Source organism: Pseudomonas sp. NFX5 (assembly GCF_049132125.1).
GTDB classification, from domain to species: Bacteria; Pseudomonadota; Gammaproteobacteria; order Pseudomonadales; family Pseudomonadaceae; genus Aquipseudomonas; species Aquipseudomonas marginalis.
This window is the reverse complement of record NZ_JAFMZG010000044.1, coordinates 474,538-493,829: the sequence shown is the minus strand read 5'-3', so window position 1 is coordinate 493,829 and position 19,292 is coordinate 474,538. Positions and strand designations below refer to the sequence as shown.

The 19,292-nt window shown below is 61.9% G+C and carries 15 protein-coding genes; 13 read left to right on the top strand and 2 right to left on the bottom strand.

Annotation, left to right across the window (positions count from 1 at the left end; all coding sequences use genetic code 11):
• Window positions 1-19 precede the first annotated feature (19 nt).
• The 3 genes from J1N02_RS30300 to J1N02_RS30290 are packed head-to-tail and all read left to right on the top strand — an operon-like array spanning window position 20 to window position 2,935.
• Entirely contained in the window at window positions 20-1,426 is a 1,407-nt protein-coding gene (locus J1N02_RS30300) for an NAD(P)/FAD-dependent oxidoreductase (RefSeq protein ID WP_421148197.1), read from the top strand.
• A 27-nt stretch (window positions 1,427-1,453) separates the two neighbouring features.
• A complete protein-coding gene (locus J1N02_RS30295; protein ID WP_092484117.1) occupies window positions 1,454-1,795 on the top strand; it encodes a cupin domain-containing protein in 342 nt (113 codons plus the stop codon).
• Between the two features lie 60 nt (window positions 1,796-1,855).
• Complete coding sequence (locus J1N02_RS30290) at window positions 1,856-2,935, top strand: polyamine ABC transporter substrate-binding protein (protein ID WP_027605774.1); 1,080 nt, start codon at window positions 1,856-1,858, stop codon at window positions 2,933-2,935.
• 294 nt (window positions 2,936-3,229) lie between these two features.
• Here J1N02_RS30290 and J1N02_RS30285 read toward each other — a convergent pair whose 3' ends face one another.
• Window positions 3,230-4,015, bottom strand: a complete 786-nt coding sequence (locus tag J1N02_RS30285) for a helix-turn-helix transcriptional regulator (protein ID WP_027605775.1) — start codon at window positions 4,013-4,015, stop codon at window positions 3,230-3,232.
• A 199-nt stretch (window positions 4,016-4,214) separates the two neighbouring features.
• Between J1N02_RS30285 and J1N02_RS30280 the strand changes: the two genes are divergently transcribed.
• The 8 genes from J1N02_RS30280 to J1N02_RS30245 all read left to right on the top strand — a co-directional run bounded on the left by J1N02_RS30280 (window position 4,215) and on the right by J1N02_RS30245 (window position 14,881).
• Window positions 4,215-5,579 carry an APC family permease gene (locus J1N02_RS30280; protein ID WP_092358082.1) on the top strand — a complete coding sequence of 455 codons (1,365 nt, stop codon included), beginning with the start codon at window positions 4,215-4,217 and terminating at the stop codon, window positions 5,577-5,579.
• Between the two features lie 9 nt (window positions 5,580-5,588).
• Window positions 5,589-6,692 carry a P1 family peptidase gene (locus tag J1N02_RS30275; protein WP_092358080.1) on the top strand — a complete coding sequence of 368 codons (1,104 nt, stop codon included), beginning with the start codon at window positions 5,589-5,591 and terminating at the stop codon, window positions 6,690-6,692.
• A gap of 367 nt (window positions 6,693-7,059) precedes the next feature.
• Entirely contained in the window at window positions 7,060-8,493 is a 1,434-nt protein-coding gene (locus J1N02_RS30270; RefSeq protein WP_027605778.1) for a serralysin family metalloprotease, read from the top strand.
• 49 nt (window positions 8,494-8,542) lie between these two features.
• Window positions 8,543-8,911 carry an AprI/Inh family metalloprotease inhibitor gene (locus tag J1N02_RS30265; protein ID WP_027605779.1) on the top strand — a complete coding sequence of 123 codons (369 nt, stop codon included), beginning with the start codon at window positions 8,543-8,545 and terminating at the stop codon, window positions 8,909-8,911.
• 103 nt (window positions 8,912-9,014) lie between these two features.
• Window positions 9,015-10,766, top strand: coding sequence for a type I secretion system permease/ATPase (locus tag J1N02_RS30260; RefSeq protein WP_421148196.1), 1,752 nt, complete (start codon window positions 9,015-9,017; stop codon window positions 10,764-10,766).
• Window positions 10,763-12,076, top strand: coding sequence for an HlyD family type I secretion periplasmic adaptor subunit (locus J1N02_RS30255; protein WP_027605781.1), 1,314 nt, complete (start codon window positions 10,763-10,765; stop codon window positions 12,074-12,076). Before J1N02_RS30260 ends, J1N02_RS30255 begins: the two co-directional genes overlap by 4 nt.
• 2 nt (window positions 12,077-12,078) lie before the next feature.
• Complete coding sequence (locus tag J1N02_RS30250; protein WP_421148195.1) at window positions 12,079-13,416, top strand: TolC family outer membrane protein; 1,338 nt, start codon at window positions 12,079-12,081, stop codon at window positions 13,414-13,416.
• A 40-nt stretch (window positions 13,417-13,456) separates the two neighbouring features.
• Window positions 13,457-14,881, top strand: a complete 1,425-nt coding sequence (locus J1N02_RS30245; protein ID WP_421148194.1) for a lipase — start codon at window positions 13,457-13,459, stop codon at window positions 14,879-14,881.
• A gap of 57 nt (window positions 14,882-14,938) precedes the next feature.
• On the opposite strand, the gene J1N02_RS30240 is transcribed toward J1N02_RS30245, so the two are convergent.
• On the bottom strand, window positions 14,939-15,163 hold the full coding sequence (locus J1N02_RS30240; protein ID WP_027605784.1) for a YgdI/YgdR family lipoprotein: 225 nt from the start codon (window positions 15,161-15,163) through the stop codon (window positions 14,939-14,941).
• Window positions 15,164-15,348: 185 nt separating this feature from the next.
• Here J1N02_RS30240 and J1N02_RS30235 point away from each other — a divergent pair, with 185 nt between their 5' ends.
• A complete protein-coding gene (locus tag J1N02_RS30235; protein ID WP_146476412.1) occupies window positions 15,349-16,998 on the top strand; it encodes a VRR-NUC domain-containing protein in 1,650 nt (549 codons plus the stop codon).
• Entirely contained in the window at window positions 16,995-19,247 is a 2,253-nt protein-coding gene (locus tag J1N02_RS30230) for an ATP-dependent DNA helicase (RefSeq protein ID WP_421148193.1), read from the top strand. The genes J1N02_RS30235 and J1N02_RS30230 overlap by 4 nt, the downstream gene beginning before the upstream one ends.
• Window positions 19,248-19,292 lie beyond the last annotated feature (45 nt).

Genomic DNA, 19,292 nt, shown 5'->3' with positions numbered 1-19,292 from the left:
CGTGGTTGGGGAGCTTGGCATGCCGGCATGGCGCAACATCAGTTTATGGATGGACCAGTTGGATGACCCGCTGATAGCGCGGCCGTCCCTTGAGCATGACCTGGACGTCAATGTCGCCATTATCGGCGCCGGCTACACCGGCCTGTGGACGGCCTACTACCTCAAACGCCAGGCGCCTGAGCTGAAGATCGCGATTATCGAGGCGCAAACCGCCGGCTTCGGCGCCTCGGGTCGTAACGGCGGCTGGCTGATGGGCAATCTGCTGGGCGAAGACCGCCTGCTGGCCGGCCTTGCGCCTGAACAGCGCCGCGCCTCATTCGACCTGCTGCATGGCATTCCCGACGAAGTGGCCCAGGTGCTGGCCCGTGAAGGCATCGACTGCGATTACCGCAAGGGCGGCGCGCTGTACTGCGCCGCGCGCTATCCCGAACAGGAAGGCAGCCTGCGCGCTTATCTGGACAAACTCTACGCCCAAGGCCTGACCGAAGCCGACTACCGCTGGCTGAGCCCTCGACAGTTGGCTGAGCAGATCCGCATCGCCAAGCCCTATGGCGGTATCCATGCCCCCCATGTCGCCACGATCAACCCGGCCAAGCTGGTGCGCGGCCTTGCGCGGGTGGTGGAGAACATGGGCGTGACGATTTATGAAAACAGTCCGGTTGCCCATTGGCAGTCCGGCACTGTGCGCACCGCCAAGGCCCGTGTGCGGGCTGCCTGGGTGGTGCCGGCTGTCGAAGGTTATGCGAATACCTTGCCGCCCCTCGGCCGATACCAGTTGCCGGTGCAAAGCCTGATCGTTGCCACCGAACCGCTGCCCGCCGGTACCTGGGATGAAATCGGCCTGAGCCATGGACAGGCCTTTGGCGAAAGTAGCCGCCAGGTCACCTATGGCCAGCGTACGGCGGATAACCGCCTGGTGTTCGGCGCCCGTGGCGGTTACCAGTTCGCCGGCAAATTGCGCCACAACTTTGATTTGACTGACAGCGAAGTGGCACTGCGGCGCTACCTGTTCGGCGAACTCTTCCCACAGCTGAAAAAGGTGCGGATTACCCATTCCTGGGGCGGCAACCTCGGCATGTCGCGCCGTTTCCGCCCGCACATGCTCTGCGATCACAAGACCGGCATCGCCCTGGCCGGTGGTTACGGCGGGGAGGGCGTCGGCGCCACCAACCTGGCTGGCCGCACCCTGGCCGACCTGATCCTCGGTCGCGACACACCGCTTATCCACCAACCCTGGGTGATCCGTGAGCGTGGCCTGCACGCGCTCAAGGCCTGGGAGCCGGAGCCATGCCGCTGGCTTGGCTACAACGCGATCATTCGCAGTTTTGTCCATGAAGACCAGGTGCTGGCCAACCCCAACACTGCACCTTGGCGCCGCAAGCTGGCGATCGGCATAGCCGGGTTCATGGAAGGTTTCATGCATTGAGCCGTTTCACCTACACGAGAAAACCCCATGAGCATCACTCAATTCAAAGACACGCTGCATGCCCACCTGCCGGACTCATCACCGGTGGCCGTGCCCCTGGGCGAGCCGATCGCCGTGGCCTCGACCTTGAGCGTTGAACGCAGCGACGGCGTCGAGACCGGTATCTGGGAATGCACCCCGGGCCGCTGGCGTCGGCAGATCAAATCCCAGGAGTTCTGCCACTTTATCCAGGGGCGCTGCACCTTCACCCCTGACAACGGTGAAATCGTTCACATACAAGCCGGTGACGCACTGATGTTGCCGGCCAACAGCACCGGTATCTGGGACATCCAGGCAACCGTGCGCAAAACCTACGTACTGATTTTGTAACGCTTTGATCCTTGATCGCCTGCCATAAAAACAGCCCTAAAATCGCCAGGAAATCGAACCATGAAAGCCATTGCCCTGTTGCCCATGATGTTGGTGGCCGCTATCAGCCAGGCCGCCGAGACGGTGAAGATCTATAACTGGTCCAGCTATATCGCGCCGGACACCACGAAGAATTTCCAGAAACAAACCGGCATCGGTTTCAGCTACGACGTGTATGACAGCAACGAAACCCTCGACGGCAAGCTGATGACGGGTAACTCCGGCTACGACGTGGTGTTTCCGTCCAACCACTTCATGGCACGGCAGATCCAGGGCGGCGCCCTGAAGAAGCTCGACAAGAGTCAGTTGCCCAACTGGAAAAACCTCAACCCCGTCCTGCTCAAGGCCCTGGAAAACAACGATCCGGGTAATGCCCATGGCTTCCCGTACCTGTGGGGCAGTACCGGCATCGGTTACAACATCGACAAGGTCAAGGCGGTGCTGGGGGATAACGCACCGGTCGACTCCTGGGACCTGATCTTCAAGCCCGAGTACATGGAAAAGCTCAGCAAGTGCGGGGTAGCGATCCTCGACAACGGCCCGGAATTGCTGCCCATCGCCCTCAACTACCTGGGGCTGCCGCCCCACAGTAAAAACCCCGAGGACTACAAAAAGGCCGAGGCGCTGCTGATGAAAGTGCGCCCCTATGTGGCGTACTTCCACTCCTCGAAATACACCGGCGACCTGGCCAATGGCGACATCTGCGTGGCGGTCGGTTTCTCCGGCGACGTACTGCAAGCCGAAAGCCGCGCCAAGGAGGCCAAGAATGGGGTGAAGATCGGCTATGAGATTCCCAAGGAAGGCGCCGCAATCTGGTTCGACATGGTCGCCATGCCCGCCGATGCCCCCGATGAAAAGGCCGGCTACGCGTTCATGAACTACCTGCTGGAGCCCCAGGTGATGGCGGATATCACCAACTCCGTGCACTACGCCAACGGCAACCGTGCAGCGGATAGCCTGGTAGACCCTGAGATCAAGGCGGACACCAAGATCTACCCCAGCGACGAAATGATGGGCAAGTTATTCGCGCTGGAAGCGATGCCGCTGAATATCGACCGGATTCGCACGCGGGTGTGGAACACCATTCGTATGGGTCGCTGAAGAAGTCTGATGTGGGGGGAGGGCGAGCCCCCCATTAATCGGAGTCTTGCATAAACAATTTCAGGCGACCGCATTCTTGTGGTGAGCGGGCTTGTTCCGCGCTGGGGTGCGAAGCGCCCTTGATGAAGACGAATGCGGTGTATCAGGTATTCCTCTGCGCCTGGTTTTGGGGCTGCTGCGCAGCTCGACGCGGGACAAGCCCGCTCACCACAGGGGTCCCAGTTTTCTGCGCGACAGCGCCAGGTCGAAGAGAGTGTGGGACCTCCCACACTGGGTTTGAGTACACCCTGGGCTTCACGGGTTTTCCAGGTCATGCCCCAACGACTGGATAAACAATGAAAACAATTCCGGCTGTGACGAAATGTCCAGCTTCGCGTACAGATGCCGGCGGTGCACCTTCACCGTGTCCGGCGAGATATGCAGGCGTTCGGCCATGGCCTTGGACGAGAACCCGCGCAGTACCAGGCGGGCGATTTCCAGTTCGCGGTCCGAAAGCACGCCGCAACCGAATTGGCTCAGTGCATCCCTGATCTGGCTGTCCATGGCCGGCACGCGCCGGGTGCTTTGTTGCCAATGCTGCTGCATCAACGGCAGCACCCAGGCGGCCAGCGTCGTCAGCAACCCGGTCTCCTCAACGCTGAATCGCCGCTGCATGCCCAGTGACAGCGACAACGTCCCCGCGCCCGGCAATTGCAGGATCAACTGCACCTCGTCTTCCAGCACGTTGTCGTGGAAGTAGCTGAGGAAATACTCGCTCTGGCGAAAATGGTCCGGCGCCACTTCCTCAAGGCGATACACACCGCTGGCATACCCCTCGCGACAGGCCTGGAAAAACGGATCGAGCAAATACAGGCCATTGAGGTACACCAGCATCGACGCCGGCTTGCTGCTCGGCTGGGCGTCGTACTCTTCCAGTGCCTGGGGCGCACCATCCACGGGGTAGAAGATCGCCAGCGCGTTATCGAAGGGCACGCACTGGTGCAGCAACAGCACCAGCTGTTTCCAGAAACGCTCGGTGCCGATGTGCGCAACGGTGCGGCCCAGGCCGGCGTGCATGCCGACTTCACGAAACAGGCTCATGTAGCAGGCTCCCGCCAGCAAAAGGTCGGCCAAGGGTTCGGCTTTTGCCGGGAGCCGTCAAGGGGAGTACGCCAATAGGGGAATTGGCTGGCATAAACCCCACGGTTACCTTTGGCATCATTCAGCGGGAAACATATCCCGTCACTTTCAGACCTTTCGTTTCTGCCTCACACCAAGAACAACGACAGAGGATAACGATATGAGCACTTCCCCCACGCCCGACGGCGTGCTGAAACCCACCCTGAGCGTCTTCGATGTGGTGGCCATTACCGTTTCGGCTGTGACCCCCGCCAGTTCCGTCTTCGTGATCGCGCCCTTTGCCATCCAGCAGGCCGGCAGCGGCGTGTTCCTGGCGTTCGTGATGGCAGGGCTGCTCGCGCTGATGTTCGCGTTTTGCTACGCCGAACTGGGCCGCGCCCATAACAGCGCCGGTGGCGAGTATGTGTATGCCAAGCGCGTGTTCGGCGGCATGGCCGGCTACGCGACGTTCCTGACCGTGCTGGTGATGCTGTTGTTTATCCCGCCGGTATTGGCCACCGGTGCCGCCACCTACCTCAACAACGCGTTGGGTACGACATTCGACGCGCAAACCGTGGCCCTGGTGATCGTGGTGTGCAGCTACGCCCTGGGCATCCTCAATATCAAGCTCAACGCCTGGATCACCGGGACCTGCCTGCTGCTGGAAGTCGCGGCGTTGCTGGTGATCGTGTGCATCGGCTTCGGTAACCCGGTGCAGCCCGCCAGCGTGCTGTTTCAACCCCAGATCGTCGAAAACGGTGTATTGCACCTGGCGCCCTGGGCCCTGGTGATCGGCGCGGTAGGCATTGGCCTGTTTTCCTACAACGGTTACGGCCCCGCCGTGTTGCTGGCCGAAGACATGAAATGCGGGGGCAAGGGCGTACACAAGGCGGTGCTGTGGTCCCTGGGCCTGGTGGTGGTGATCGAGCTGGTGCCGATCACGGCGCTGCTGATCGGCGCGCCGTCGCTGAGTGCGATGATCAGCAGCCCGGACCCCATCGGCTACCTGCTCACCAGCCATGGCAATGAAACCCTGTCGCGCCTGGTCAGTGCGGGGATCTTCCTGTCGGTGTTCAACGCCATCGTCGCCATCGTTATCCAGATCGGCCGCGTGGTGTTCAGCAGCGGGCGCGATGCATTGTGGACGCCTACCATCAACAAGCTGTTCACCCGCATTCATCCGCGCTGGGATTCACCCTGGCTGGCCACGCTGTTCCTGGCGATCCCGTCGGCGTTGCTGAGCTTCAGCTCCAACCTGGCCGACCTCACCTCGTTCAGCGTATTGCTGATCATATTGGTGTACCTGGTGGTGGCGTTGAGCGCGCTGATGAGCCGCGTGCTGCTGCGCGACCGCGAGCATCCCTATCGCATGCCGCTGTGGCCGCTGCCGGCTTTGCTGGCTGCACTGGGCGCGGGTTACTTGCTGGTGACCTTGATCTACGCGGCGTCAGTACGCGACATCATGATCATCATCGGCTTGCTGGCCCTGTCGGTGATTCTGTATTGCATCAGCGGCCGGTCGAGTCCGGCCTTTCAAAAATTGTAAGGAGTGGTTATGCGTGCACGTCAATTGGGCATCACGTTGGGGCTGGGCACACCCGGTGAGTTGAATGCCATCACCGACGTTCCCGGGGTTCGGGTCGGTCACTGTACGCTCAAGACCCGCGTCGACGGTAAACAGGTGCGCACTGGCGTCAGCGTGGTCCAGCCCCGCGCCGGGGAAGCGCGGTTGCAGCCATGCTTTGCCGGGTATCACGTGCTGAACGGCAATGGCGACGCCACCGGCCTGGAATGGATCAGCGAGGCGGGCCTGTTGACCACGCCGCTGGCCATCACCAACACCCACAGCATCGGCATCGTGCGCGACACCTTGATTGCCCTGGAGCGCGAGCGCCTGGCGGACCCGGCGGTGTACTGGTGCATGCCGGTGGTGATGGAAACCTACGACGGCCTGCTCAACGACATCTGGGGCCAGCACGTCACCCCCGAGCATGTGCGCCAGGCGCTGGAGAGCGCCGAACGCGGCCCCGTGCAAGAAGGCGCCGTGGGCGGTGGGACGGGGATGATCTGCCATGAATTCAAGGGCGGTATCGGCAGCGCTTCGCGGCGCTTGCCGGCAGAGCAGGGCGGCTGGACCGTCGGCGTGCTGGTCCAGGCCAACCATGGCAAGCGCCAGGAACTGCGGGTCGACGGTTATCCGGTGGGCCGCTGCTTGATGGACATCCCGTCACCCTTCGCCGAACGAGGCACGCCGGGCATGGGCTCGATCGTGGTGATCATCGCCACGGATGCGCCCCTGCTGCCGCACCAATGCCAGCGCCTGGCACAACGCGCGTCTATCGGCATCGCACGCACCGGCGGCGGCACCGAGGACTCCAGCGGTGACCTGTTCCTGGCCTTCGCCACCGGCAACCAGGATCTGCCGCCAGCAGACTACGCGCGCAAAGGCCTGCCGTTGAGCAGCACCTTGCAGATGGTGAATAACGATCATATTTCCCCGCTGTTCAGCGCTGCGGCGGAGGCGGTGGAGGAGGCGATCATCAACGCGATCCTGGCGGGCGAAGACATGGTGACCGACGACGGTATACAGGTGCCGGGCTTGAAAGGCGAAACGTTGTTACGGGCATTGCACGACACGGGCTGGCGCGGGTCCCGATAATGGAGGGCTGGCGCCGATATATAAATATAAACAGTGGCCGTTTAATGTCGCTAATGACACCGTGACAATACAATGGATCCAATTATCAAGTACGCCGTTCAACTTGAGCGGCTTTAGCGCTATTTAATATTTAAATAATCCTCCGCTGTCTTTTGTCGGACAACAGCAACGTTGCCCAACAGATACGGCGCCTAACTTGGAATGCATGTTTGTTGCCCGATTTTCATGCTGGAAAAGATGTAGACGAAAGATTTCAAGTTGTGTCAGTTTCGTGACGCCTTCAAAAGAGGCGAGTGATAGGACGATCTCGCCCACGGGATTCCTATCGACCCAAGACTGATGCATTTGCAAACAAGGAAGTACGTTTATGTCAAAAGCAAAAGACAAGGCTATCGTGTCGGCGGCGCAAGCCAGCACCGCTTACTCGCAAATCGATAGCTTCAGCCATCTGTATGACCGTGGCGGCAACCTCACGATCAATGGCAAACCCTCCTACACCGTTGACCAGGCGGCCACCCAGCTGCTGCGCGACGGCGCCGCGTACCGGGACTTTGACGGCAACGGCAAGATCGACCTGACCTACACCTTCCTGACCTCGGCGTCCTCGAGCACCATGAACAAACATGGCATCTCGGGCTTCAGCCAGTTCAACGCCCAGCAGAAGGCACAGGCCGCCCTGGCCATGCAATCCTGGTCGGACGTGGCCAACGTCACCTTCACCGAGAAAGCCAGCGGCGGTGACGGCCACATGACATTCGGCAACTACAGCAGCGGCCAGGACGGCGCGGCAGCCTTCGCCTACCTGCCCGGCACCGGTGCAGGCTACGACGGCACCTCGTGGTACCTGACCAACAACAGCTACACGCCGAACAAGACCCCGGACCTGAACAACTACGGCCGGCAGACCCTGACCCACGAAATCGGGCACACCCTGGGCCTGGCTCACCCTGGCGACTACAACGCCGGCGAAGGCGCCCCGACCTACAACGACGCGACCTATGGACAGGACACGCGCGGCTACAGCCTCATGAGTTACTGGAGCGAGAGCAACACCAACCAGAACTTCAGTAAAGGCGGGGTAGAAGCCTATGCCTCCGGCCCGCTGATCGACGACATCGCCGCGATCCAGAAGCTCTACGGTGCCAACTACAACACCCGCGCCGGCGACACCACCTACGGGTTCAACTCCAACACCGGGCGTGATTTCCTCAGCGCCACGTCCAACGCCGACAAGCTGGTGTTCTCGGTCTGGGACGGTGGCGGCAATGACACCCTGGACTTCTCCGGCTTCACCCAGAACCAGAAGATCAACCTCAATGAGGCCTCGTTCTCCGATGTTGGCGGCCTGGTCGGCAACGTCTCCATCGCCAAGGGCGTGACGGTCGAGAACGCGTTCGGCGGCGCGGGCAATGACCTGATCATCGGCAACAACGCGGCCAACGTGATCAAGGGTGGGGCCGGCAACGACCTCATCTACGGTGGCGGCGGCGCGGATCAACTGTGGGGCGGCGCGGGCAACGACACGTTTGTGTTCGGCGCCAGTTCCGATTCCAAACCAGGGGCGGCGGACAAGATCTTTGACTTCACCTCGGGCTCCGACAAGATCGACCTCAGCGGCATCACCAAAGGGGCCGGCCTGACCTTCGTCAATGCCTTCACCGGGCATGCCGGCGATGCGGTATTGACCTACGCGGCAGGCACCAACCTGGGCACCCTGGCCGTCGACTTCTCCGGGCACGGCGTGGCGGATTTCCTCGTCACCACCGTCGGCCAGGCAGCGGTCAGCGACATCGTGGCATGATGCACGGGCGCGGCGCGCAAGCGCCGCGCCTCCAGGCTGGAGCGTACAGATGCAGCGTTTTTACAATGTGATCGCCTGCGTGTTGCAGGTGATGTTCGTGTCGGCAGGAGCCCACGCAATGGCGAGCAGTCTTGTTTTACCCACCAGCGCCCAACTGGCCGGGCATTGGCAGTTGCACCAGCAGGATCAGGTGTGTGCACTGGACCTGCTCGAGCAGGCCAATGCTTTGGGCGGCGATGTGGCCTGTGTGGCGCAGTGGCTGGGGGACAAGCCCCTGACCTGGTCGCCCACACCCGACGGTATCTGGCTGTTCAATGCCGAAGGCAGCGGGATCACCCATTTGAATCGTCAGAAAGACGGTGAGTATCAGGCGCGGACGAAGTCCGGCACCGTGGTTGAATTAAAACGAGTGCCTTAGTTGTTGTTATAAACCTATAACTCGATTTCATTAGTTGAGCGGCCTCTATCGCGGAGGACGGCAAACTTATGCGCGTAATTTGATTCAAGGAAGATCAGAACCTATGGCCAGGCCCCATGCGGTTGCGCCTTTATTCAAGGCGCTGGGTGAATACAAGAGCATCTTGATCAGCGTCGGTTGTTTTACCGCGTTGATTAACCTGTTGATGCTTGTGCCGTCGATCTACATGCTGCAAGTGTATGACCGTGTGCTCTCCTCGCAGAATGAAACCACCCTGGTGATGTTGACCCTGATGGTGGTGGGCTTCTTTGCCTTCATTGGCCTGCTCGAGGTCATCCGCAGTTTTATCGTGATCCGCATCGGCAGCCAGTTGGAGCGGCGTTTCAACTTGCGCGTATACAAGGCCGCGTTCGAACGCAACCTGCAACGCGGCCAGGGGCATGCCGGGCAATCCCTGGGTGACTTGACCCATATCCGCCAATTCATCACCGGGCCGGCGCTGTTTGCGTTCTTCGATGCGCCGTGGTTTCCCATCTACCTGTTGGTGATTTTCCTCTTCAACGTCTGGCTCGGGGTGTTGGCCACGGCCGGCGCAGTGCTGTTGATCGGCCTTGCGTGCCTCAACGAATACTTGACCAAGAAACCCTTGGGCGAGGCCAGTGGTTTCTCCCAGCAGTCGACGCAGCTGGCCACCAGCCATTTGCACAACGCCGAAACCATCCAGGCCATGGGCATGCTCGGCGCGTTGCGCCACCGCTGGTTTGCTGTGCATTCGCAGTTCCTGGGTTTGCAGAACAGAGCCAGTGATACCGGCTCGGTGATCACCTCATTGAGCAAATCCCTGCGCCTGTGCCTGCAATCCCTGGTGCTGGGCCTGGGCGCGCTGCTGGTGATCAAGGGCGACATGACCGCCGGGATGATGATCGCGGGCTCGATCCTGATGGGCCGTGTACTCAGCCCCATCGACCAGTTGATTGCGGTATGGAAACAATGGAGTTCGGCCAAGCTGGCCTATCAGCGGCTGGACGAACTGCTGCGCGAGTTCCCGCCGGAAGTGGAGCAGATGAAATTGCCCGCACCCAAGGGCCAGGTCAGCTTCGAACAGGTCAGCGCGGGGCCGCCCGGGCGGCGGATGCCCACCTTGCATCAGGTCAGCTTCACCCTTGGCGCCGGCGAAGTGCTCGGCGTGCTTGGTGCCTCCGGCTCCGGCAAATCCACCCTGGCCCGCGTGCTGGTGGGCGTGTGGCCGACCCTGGCCGGCACCGTGCGCCTGGACGGTGCGGACATTCACCGCTGGGACCGCGACGACCTCGGCCCGCACATCGGCTACCTGCCCCAGGACATCGAACTGTTCAGCGGCAGCATCGCCGACAACATCGCACGTTTTCGCGAGGCCGACCCCGAGTTGGTAGTGAAAGCTGCGCAGCAAGCCGGCGTGCATGAATTGATCCTGCGCCTGCCCCACGGTTATGACACGGTCCTCGGCGATAACGGCGGTGGTCTGTCCGGCGGCCAGAAACAACGCGTAGCCCTGGCACGTGCGCTGTACGGCGGGCCGCGCTTGATCGTCCTGGATGAGCCCAACTCCAACCTCGACACCGTCGGCGAAGCCGCGCTGGCCAGCGCCATTGTGCAGATGAAGGTCCAGGGCAGCAGTGTGGTACTGGTGACCCATCGTTCTTCGGCCTTGGCCCAGGCCGATAAATTGCTGGTGCTCAACGAAGGGCGTTTGCAGGCATTCGGGCCGAGCCAGGACGTGCTGCGAGCGTTATCGGGCCAGCAGGAAGCACCGAAGGAAAAACCCGGTGTGAGTTTCAGCCGTCAGTATCAAGCCGGAAGGAATCCAGGCGCATGAGCCGTATCACTGTTGAACCACGTTTCAAAGAGCGCGACGCCCGGTTCTTTGCGCGCATGGGCTGGCTGCTGACCGTGGTCGGTGCCGGTGGCTTTTTCCTCTGGGCCAGCCTGGCGCCCCTGGACCAGGGCATCCCGGTGCAGGGCACGGTGGTGGTGTCGGGCAAACGCAAGGCGGTGCAAACCTTCAGCCCCGGCGTGGTCAGTCGGATCCTGGTCAAGGAGGGTGAGCTTGTGAAGCAAGGCCAGCCGCTGTTCCGTCTCGACCAGACCCAGCACCAGGCTGACGTGCAGTCCCTGCAGGCCCAGTACCGCATGGCCTGGGCCAGCGTCGCGCGGTGGCAGAGCGAGCGCGACAATCAATCCGCTATCACCTTTCCCGCCGAGCTGAGCAGCAACCCCGACCCGGCACTGGCGTTGGTCCTGGAAGGCCAGCGCCAATTGTTCAGCAGCCGTCGCGAAGCCTTTGCCCGTGAACAGGCGGGCATCCGTGCGAATATCGAGGGCGCCACCGCGCAGCTCAACGGCATGCGCCGCGCCCGCAGCGACCTGACCGCCCAGGCCCAGTCCCTGCGCGACCAACTGAGCAACCTGCAACCCCTGGCCGACAACGGCTATATCCCGCGCAACCGGCTGATGGAGTACCAACGCCAGCTGTCCCAGGTGCAACAGGACCTGGCGCAGAACACCGGCGAAAGCGGCCGGGTGGAGCAGGGCATCCTTGAATCGCGCCTGAAATTGCAGCAGCACAGTGAGGAATACCAGAAGGACGTGCGCAGCCAGTTGGCCGACGCGCAATTGCGCAGCCTGACCCTCGAGCAGCAGCTCACCTCGGCCGGCTTCGATCTGCAACACAGCGAGATCAACGCACCGGCCGACGGCATTGCGGTCAACCTCAGCGTGCACACCGAAGGCGCCGTGGTGCGTGCCGGTGAAACCCTGTTGGAAATCGTGCCCCAGGGCACGCGCCTGGAAGTGGAAGGGCATTTGCCGGTGCACCTGGTGGACAAGGTCGGCACGCACCTGCCGGTGGATATCCTGTTCACCGCCTTCAACCAGAGCCGCACCCCACGCGTGCCGGGGGAGGTCAGTCTGATTTCCGCCGACCAGATGCTCGACGAAAAAACCGGCGCGCCGTATTACGTGCTGCGCACCACCGTCAGCGAGGCGGCACTGGAGACCCTCCACGGCCTGGTGATCAAGCCGGGCATGCCCGCCGAGATGTTTGTGCGCACCGGCGAGCGTTCGTTGCTCAATTACCTGTTCAAGCCGCTGCTCGACCGCGCCGGCTCCGCGTTGACCGAGGAATGAACATGAAAGCTGTGTTCATCGCCTTGCTGTTCACCTGCGTCAATGCCCAGGCCGCCATGGGCCCGTTCGATGTGTACGAGCAGGCCCTGCGTAACGATCCGGTGTTTCTCGGCGCGATCAAGGAGCGCGACGCCGGCCTGGAAAACCGCACCATCGGCCGCGCAGGCCTGCTGCCCAAGCTGTCGTATAACTACAACAAGGGCCGCAACAACTCCCAGGCCACCTTGCCCGACGGGCGCGGCGTCAATTACCACGACGACCGCAACTACAACAGCTACGGCTCGACCTTCAGCCTGCAACAGCCGCTGTTCGACTATGAGGCCTACGCCAACTACCGCAAGGGCGTGGCCCAGGCGCTGTTCGCCGATGAAAGCTTTCGCGACAAGAGCCAGGCGCTGCTGGTGCGGGTGCTGAGCTATTACACCCAGGCGCTGTTTGCCCAGGACCAGATCGACATCGCACGGGCCAAGAAGAAGGCCTTCGAGCAGCAGTTCCAGCAGAACCGGCACCTGTTCCAGCAGGGCGAGGGCACCCGCACCGATATCCTCGAAGCCGAGTCGCGCTATGAACTGGCCACCGCCGAAGAGATCCAGGCGCTGGACGAACAGGATGCCTCGCTTAGAGAACTGGGCGCGCTGATCGGTGTGCAAAGCGTCAACATCGACGACCTCGCCCCGTTGAACGAAGGCTTCGCCGCGTTCACCTTGACCCCAGCGAACTACGACACCTGGCATGAACTGGCGATCAGCAACAACCCCACGCTGGCGTCCCAGCGCCAGGCCCTGGAAGTCGCCCGTTATGAAGTGGAGCGTAACCGCGCCGGGCACCTGCCCAAGGTCACTGCGTATGCCAGTTCGCGCCAGCAGGAGTCCGACAGCGGCAACACCTACAACCAGCGCTACGACACCAACACGATCGGCGTCGAAGTGAGCCTGCCGTTGTATGCCGGTGGCGGCATCTCTGCGTCCACCCGCCAGGCCAGCCGCGCCATGGAACAGGCCGAGTACGAACTGGAAGGCAAGACCCGCGAGACCCTGATCGAACTGCGTCGGCAGTTCAGCGCGTGCCTGTCGGGCGTGAGCAAACTGCGCGCCTATCAAAAGGCCCTGGCCTCCGCAGAAGCGCTGGTGGTGTCGACCCAGCAGAGCATCCTCGGTGGCGAGCGGGTCAACCTCGATGCGCTGAACGCCGAGCAACAGCTCTACAGCACGCGGCGCGACCTGGCCCAGGCGCGTTACGACTACCTGATGGCCTGGACCAAACTGCATTACTACGCCGGCAACCTGCGCGACACCGACCTGGCCAAGGTGGATGAGGCGTTCGGGCCGGCACCGCATTAATTGACTTTCTCGACAATTCCAACAACAGAGAGGCAATACCATGGGTGTGTTCGACTATAAAAACCTCGGGACCGAGGGCTCCAAAGCGTTGTTCGCCGATGCCATGGCGATCACGCTGTATACCTACCACAACCTGGATAACGGCTTTGCCGTGGGCTACCAGCACAACGGCCTGGGGCTCGGTTTGCCCGCCACGCTGGTGGGTGCACTGCTGGGCAGCACGGATTCCCAGGGCGTGATTCCCGGCATTCCCTGGAACCCGGATTCGGAGAAAGCCGCCTTGGAGGCCGTGCAACAAGCCGGCTGGACCCCCATCAGCGCCAGCACCCTGGGCTATACCGGCAAGGTCGACGCCCGCGGCACGTTCTTCGGCGAAAAGGCTGGCTACACCACGGCCCAGGTCGAGGTGCTGGGCAAGTACGATGACGCCGGCAAGCTGCTGGAAATCGGTATCGGTTTTCGCGGTACGTCGGGCCCTCGGGAAACGCTGGTCAGCGACTCCATTGGCGATCTGGTCAGCGATCTGCTCGCGGCCTTGGGGCCCAAGGATTACGCCAATAACTACGCCGGCGAAGCCTTTGGCGGCCTGCTCAAGAACGTCGCCGACTACGCCAGTGCCCACGGCCTCAGCGGCCACGACGTGGTGGTCAGCGGCCACAGCCTGGGCGGCCTGGCGGTCAACAGCATGGCCGACTTGAGCAGCAGCAAATGGGCAGGTTTCTACCAGGACGCCAACTACCTGGCCTACGCCTCGCCGACCCAGAGCGCCGGCGACAAGGTGCTGAATATCGGCTACGAAAACGACCCGGTATTCCGGGCGCTGGACGGCTCATCCTTCAATTGGTCATCGTTGGGCGTGCATGACAAACCCCATGAATCGACCACGGACAATATCGTCAGCTTCAACGACCACTACGCCTCGACGTTGTGGAATGTGCTGCCGTTTTCCATCACCAACCTGCCGACCTGGATCTCCCATTTGCCTACGGGGTATGGCGACGGGATGACGCGCATCCTCGAGTCCGGGTTCTATGGGCAGATGAGCCGCGACTCGACGATTATCGTCGCCAACCTGTCCGACCCGGCACGCGCCACCACCTGGGTGCAGGACCTCAACCGCAATGCCGAACCGCACAAGGGCGATACCTACATCATTGGCAGCGACGGCAATGACCTGATCCAGGGCGGCAAGGGCGCGGACTTTATCGAGGGCGGCAAGGGCAATGACACGATCCGCGACAGCAGCGGGCATAACACCTTTTTGTTCAGCGGGCCGTTTGGCCAGGACCGGATTATCGGCTATCAAGCAACGGACAAGCTGGTGTTCAGGGACGTTGACGGGAGTGCGGATTACCGTGATCACGCCAAGGTCGTGGGCGGGGATACGGTGATCAGTTTTGGCGCGGATTCGGTGACGTTGGTGGGGGTGGTTGGCTTGTCGGGGGAGGGGATTGTGATCGGTTAAAACGGTGGGAGGGGGCCAAGCCCTCTCCCACATTTGTTCAGTGCGGGCCACCGGAAATCAGTCTTCCTTGCGCACCGTGGCCACATCGTCGGCTTTGACGCGGATGCGCTTGCCGGCGATATCGGTGAACTCATAAAACCCGTCGGCCGTCTTGGTTTTTGGAGAGTCCTTGGTCAAATACTGCGTGCCATTTTGCAGCGTCACTACGGTTTGCGTCGCGCAACCGGCCAATACCAGAAAAGTGAGTGCAACCAGTGGCAGCCCCAAATTCTTCATGTTCATAACCCTTACCTTTAACCCTGAAAAATCCCACGCCAGGGACGCGGGCGACAAATGTTACGCCATCGACTCCCCATCTGATCATTTTTATGCAAAAAGTTGCGTGTGCCATTTATCTATTACCGATTGCAACACCGCATTTACGACGGCACTCTGTATGCATAACCAGTATTCGACCAATGCGTACCATGGCCAATCCCCTCGAAAACCCGCTCTATTACCTGCATAACTTCCGCCAGGTCCTGCATTGGCTGGGGCAACGCTATGCCGATCTGCTCGACCCTGACGAACAGCATTTCATTCAGCAATTCGACAGGTTGCCGCAAGCGTCCCAGGCGCTGTTGGTGCGCATGGTGATGCGCAAGGGCGTGCATTTTCGCGCGGGCAAGCTGCACTACGTGGAGATCGGTTGCCCCCATGCCGCTGCCGCGCCTTTGCGGGAATTGGGATGGGTGGACGACAACCATCTTCTGGCATTTGAAGCATTATTCGCCTTGCTGCAAAAAGGCGAGATCCTCAGCACCTTCGCCCCCTGGATCGGCCAGCCCAAGGGCAAGAAGGTCGATTGGCTGGAAGGGTTGGCGGCGCAGTTCACCGACACGCGCCGTTTCGCCGACTGGTGCCCGGACCTCGCCGACACGCTGTACAGCCTCACCGTGATGGAGTTATGCGACCGCCTGCGGCTGATGTTTTTCGGCAACCTGCACCAGGACTGGTCCGAGTTCGTGCTCGCCGACCTGGGCATCTACACCTATGAAAAAGTCGAGTTCTGCGCCGAATCGCGGGGGTTGCGCAGTCGCGCCGACGTGCACGGTTTTCTGTTCCTGCACCAATGCCAGCAGGCGTTTGAACGCGGTGAGGCGCTGGCGCAGGTGCTGGCTGAAGTGGCCACGCTGAACACCGACAACCCCTGGCTGGAAAAGCGCCGGGCCAAGCTGTTGTTCCAGCTCGGCCAGTATTGCGAGCGCAGTGCCGAGTTGGACCTGGCGCAGCAGATCTACCGCACCTGCGCCTACCCCGGCGCCCGCGCGCGGCTGATTCGCGTGCTGGAGCGCCAGGAGGATTACGCCCAGGCCATGGCCCTGGCAAGCGTCGCGCAACAGGCACCGGAAAGTGCCGCCGAACAGCAACACCTGTTGCGCGTGATGCCCCGCCTGCGCCGCAAGCTGGGCGAACCCCGGCTGCCGACGCTCAAATCCCGCGAAGTCACGCGCCTGGACCTGGAACTTGCGCTACCGGAACCGTTGATGTCGGTGGAGTACTGTGTCCAGGCCCACCTCAGCGCACCTGATGCACCGGTGCACTACGTCGAGAACGGCCTGATCAATTCGTTGTTCGGCCTGCTGTGCTGGGAGGCGATCTTCGCACCGCTGCCGGGGGCGTTTTTCCACCCGTTCCAGCGTGGGCCTGCGGACCTGCACAGCGAAGACTTCCACGCGCGCCGCGTCCCCCTGTTTGACGCGTGTTTTGCGCAACTGCAGGACGGGCGCTACACAACCACCATCCGCCAACGCTACCTCGATAAATGGGGGATCCAGTCGCCCTTTGTGTTCTGGAACCTGCTCAGTGAAGACCTGCTGGAACAAGCCTTGGCCTGCCTGCCGGCCGAACACCTGCGCTACTGGTTCGAACGGCTGCTGCTGGATATCCGCGCCAACCGCGCCGGCATGCCGGACCTGATCCAGTTCTGGCCGGCGCAGAAGACCTATCGCATGATCGAGGTCAAGGGCCCTGGCGACCGCCTGCAGGACAACCAGCTGCGTTGGCTGGAGTTCTGCGGCGAATACCAGATGCCCGTCACCGTCTGCTACGTACGCTGGGCGGAGCAACCCGCTTGAGCTACAGCGTAGCCGTGCGGGCGCTGTGCGAGTTCACCGCCAAGGTGGGCGACCTGGACCTGCGCTTTACCCCGTCGCCCAGCGCCCAGGAAGGCATAGCGGGCCATCGCACCGTCGCGTCGCGGCGCAGCGCGCACTACCAGAACGAAGTGGCCCTTGAAGGTGACTACCAGCAGCTCAAGGTGCGGGGCAGGGCGGACGGCTATGACCCGGACGCCAACCGCCTGGAAGAAGTGAAGACCTATCGCGGCGACCTGGCTGCCCAGCCCGCCAACCACCGGCAACTGCATTGGGCCCAGGCCAAGGTGTACGGCTGGTTGATGTGCCAGAAGCTGGGCCTTACGGAAATCAACCTGGCGCTGGTGTACTTCGATATCGTCGGCGAAGGCGAGACCCTGCTCGATCAACGTTTCCAGGCGGACGAGCTGCAAGCGTTCTTCAATCAGCAATGTGCACTGTTTCTCGGCTGGGCCCGCCAGGAAATGCAGCACCGCGAAGCGCGCGACGCTGCGGCGCAGACCTTGCGTTTTCCCCATGCCGATTTTCGCCCCGGCCAACGCACTCTGGCCGAGTCGGTGTACAAGGCTGTCAGCACCGGCCGTTGCCTGATGGCCCAGGCGCCCACGGGCATCGGCAAGACCATCGGCACGATCTTCCCGCTGTTCAAGGCCCTGGCGCCCCAGCAACTGGACAAGGTGTTTTTCCTTACCGCCAAGACCCCCGGTCGCAAACTCGCCCTCGATGCCGCCACGGTGCTGCATGCCAGCAGCGACCTGCCCCTGCGCGTTCTCGAACTGGTGGCGCGGGACAAGGCCTGCGAACACCTGGACAAAGCCTGCCACGGCGACGCCTGCTCGTTGGCCAAAGGCTTCTACGACCGCCTGCCCGCCGCACGCATCGCCGCGTCCAAGGTGCGCCTGCTCGACCAGCGCAACCTGCGCGATGTCGCCCTCGCTCACGGGGTATGCCCTTATTACCTGAGCCAGGAAATGGCGCGCTGGGCCGACCTGGTGGTCGCCGACTACAACTACTATTTCGACTTCGGCGCCATGCTCTTTGGCCTGGCCCAACTCAACCAATGGCGCGCTGCGGTGCTGGTGGACGAAGCCCACAATCTGGTCGAACGCGCCCGTTCGATGTACAGCGCCAGCCTCGACCAGTACAGCCTGAAGATCCTGCGCGACACCGCGCCCGAGCCGCTGAAGAAACCCCTGCAGCGCCTCAACCGTGAATGGAACGCCTTGCACAAGGACCAGCTCGCGCCGTACCAGGCCTACACCGTGCGCCCGGACAAACTGCTTCAGGCCCTGAGCCTGTGCACCAGCGCCCTGGGCGATTACTTCAACGACCACCCCGAAGCCCTCAGCGGTGACCTGCAAGCCTTCTACTTCGAAGCCCTGCAATTTACCAAGGTCGCCGAGCTGTTCAACGAGCACTTTATCTTCGACATCAGCAAGCGCCAGCTCGGCGGCAAACGCAGCAGCTCGACCCTGTGCCTGCGCAACGTGGTGCCTGCCGAATTCATCCGGCCGCGCTTGACGGCGGCCCGCAGCAGCGTGTTGTTTTCCGCCACCTTGAGCCCTCGCCACTATTACGCCGACCTGCTGGGATTGCCAGCGGACACCGCCTGGGTCGACGTGGAATCGCCGTTCAAGGCCGAACAACTGCACGTGCGCATCGTCGACGACATCTCCACCCGCTTCGTGCATCGCCAAGCCTCCCTGGCGCCGATTGTCGAGCTGATCGCCCGCCAGTTCGCCCGGCAACCGGGCAACTACCTGGCGTTTTTTTCAAGCTTTGATTACCTCCAACAGGTGGCGCAACTGCTCGCCGAAACACACCCGCAGATCCCGCTGTGGCAACAGTCGCGGGGCATGGCCGAGGCCGAACGCCAAGGCTTTCTCGATCAATTCACCGAGCACAGCCAAGGCGTCGGCTTTGCCGTGCTGGGCGGCGCGTTCGGTGAAGGCATCGACTTGCCGGGCACACGCCTGATCGGCGCATTTATCGCCACCCTGGGATTGCCGCAACTCAACCCGGTCAACGAGCAGATAAAACTGCGCATGGCGGCGATTTTTGGCGCAGGGTACGACTACACCTACCTGTACCCCGGCATCCAAAAGGTTGTGCAGGCGGCGGGGAGGGTGATCCGCAGCCAGCACGACCGGGGTGTGGTGATGTTGATGGATGATCGGTTCGGGGAGGCGCGGGTCCGCCAGTTGTTGCCGGGATGGTGGACGGTTTATTGAGCTATTCCTGCCATCAATAATGCTGGTTCTTGCACGACGGATCCC

Coding starts and splice junctions, on each gene's coding strand:
- J1N02_RS30270 (WP_027605778.1), top strand. CDS start 7,060: ATGTCAAAAGCAAAAGACAAGGCTATCGTGTCGGCGGCGCAAGCCAGC.
- J1N02_RS30260 (WP_421148196.1), top strand. CDS start 9,015: ATGGCCAGGCCCCATGCGGTTGCGCCTTTATTCAAGGCGCTGGGTGAA.
- J1N02_RS30295 (WP_092484117.1), top strand. CDS start 1,454: ATGAGCATCACTCAATTCAAAGACACGCTGCATGCCCACCTGCCGGAC.
- J1N02_RS30245 (WP_421148194.1), top strand. CDS start 13,457: ATGGGTGTGTTCGACTATAAAAACCTCGGGACCGAGGGCTCCAAAGCG.
- J1N02_RS30235 (WP_146476412.1), top strand. CDS start 15,349: ATGGCCAATCCCCTCGAAAACCCGCTCTATTACCTGCATAACTTCCGC.
- J1N02_RS30240 (WP_027605784.1), bottom strand. CDS start 15,163: ATGAACATGAAGAATTTGGGGCTGCCACTGGTTGCACTCACTTTTCTG.
- J1N02_RS30280 (WP_092358082.1), top strand. CDS start 4,215: ATGAGCACTTCCCCCACGCCCGACGGCGTGCTGAAACCCACCCTGAGC.
- J1N02_RS30275 (WP_092358080.1), top strand. CDS start 5,589: ATGCGTGCACGTCAATTGGGCATCACGTTGGGGCTGGGCACACCCGGT.
- J1N02_RS30250 (WP_421148195.1), top strand. CDS start 12,079: ATGAAAGCTGTGTTCATCGCCTTGCTGTTCACCTGCGTCAATGCCCAG.
- J1N02_RS30285 (WP_027605775.1), bottom strand. CDS start 4,015: ATGAGCCTGTTTCGTGAAGTCGGCATGCACGCCGGCCTGGGCCGCACC.
- J1N02_RS30290 (WP_027605774.1), top strand. CDS start 1,856: ATGAAAGCCATTGCCCTGTTGCCCATGATGTTGGTGGCCGCTATCAGC.
- J1N02_RS30255 (WP_027605781.1), top strand. CDS start 10,763: ATGAGCCGTATCACTGTTGAACCACGTTTCAAAGAGCGCGACGCCCGG.
- J1N02_RS30300 (WP_421148197.1), top strand. CDS start 20: ATGCCGGCATGGCGCAACATCAGTTTATGGATGGACCAGTTGGATGAC.
- J1N02_RS30265 (WP_027605779.1), top strand. CDS start 8,543: ATGCAGCGTTTTTACAATGTGATCGCCTGCGTGTTGCAGGTGATGTTC.